This is a genomic window from Brevibacterium sp. HMSC063G07, from assembly GCF_001810665.1.
Lineage (GTDB): Bacteria > Actinomycetota > Actinomycetes > Actinomycetales > Brevibacteriaceae > Brevibacterium.
The window spans coordinates 1-1,085 of the sequence record NZ_KV802320.1 but is presented as its reverse complement, the minus strand read 5'-3'; the positions used below and the strand labels follow the sequence as shown (position 1 = coordinate 1,085).

The following is a 1,085-nucleotide window of genomic DNA, read 5'->3' as shown; positions in this document are numbered from 1 at the left end:
TGGGCAAACTGGTCTTCGACGGTGTTGTCGACCCAGGTAATGCTGAGGACGCCAAAGCTCTGAAGGAAGTCAATGAACGCTCAGACCGCTTTGCAGATCTCGAAGACCCGGCGGCAGCACCTGTCCGATCAGACAAAGCCAGCAAAGACAAGGCCGAAACGTCCGTATCCGGTGGAGGAAAAGCCAGCGGAAAACCTGACCTTGATGGTCTGACGTTTGATCAGAAAAATGCCGTTAATCAGGGTGCTGGTTTTCAGAATGCCTTTGAGGAGTTCGCCAAGGACTGCGTTGAAAATGGGCGCAAAGGCAAAACCTACGAGGACCTGTGGCCAAACTTGGGCAATACTCCTAATGCAAAGAAAACCTTTACGTGTGCTTTGGGTGATAGTGACGATGTCAAGGTGCTCAGTGAGAACAATGCCAAGCTTCTGCAGAAGCTTGAAACAGCCGATGGCGGCAAAGGGATGCTCGGCGGACCGGACGACGGTGACCGTCGTGTGACCTTTTCGGTTGGACGCAAGGGTGTGAAACGGGCGCTGTACGATGACAATTTCTGGCCTGACCTGAACTATGCGCTGAATGAGCTCAAAGAAGGCAAGTCCGCCGGTAGGCTTTTGTATCTCGCTGACATTTATGACGGCTTGGAAGACGGTCACTACGACGAGAAGGCCGCTGCGTTTACGAACATTCGGTGTACGGATTCTAATGGTGCGGATGAGCCGATGGATGCGGCGAAGCTTGCCCAGGCGCGTAAATATGCCGAAGCGTATGATGCTGTTGCGCCGTTCCAGCGGGCGAGTGTTTCGGCAGGCAGCTATGACGTGTGTGACTTCTGGAAGTTCAAGGGCACGTTGCCGAAGCCGCAGAAGCTGTCGAAGGTGCCGAATATTCTGGTGATTTCGACGACTCACGACCCTGCGACGCCGTATGGCAATGGTCCGAAGGTCGCCGAGATGATTGACGGTTCACTGCTGAGCGTAGCCGGGGTTGCCCACGGCGCCTATGGTGGGGTCGAGTGTGTCAACACCACGGTCAACGCTTTCTTCAATAGGGGTCGTGTGCCGCGTGATGGTGAGTTTGGTGAG

At 54.7% G+C, this 1,085-nt stretch carries 1 protein-coding gene; it reads left to right on the top strand.

All coding sequences use genetic code 11. From position 1 onward, the window contains the following. Positions 1-1,085 (top strand): alpha/beta hydrolase (locus HMPREF2757_RS00020; RefSeq protein WP_141750107.1); only part of this gene is annotated, 1,085 nt, incomplete at both ends.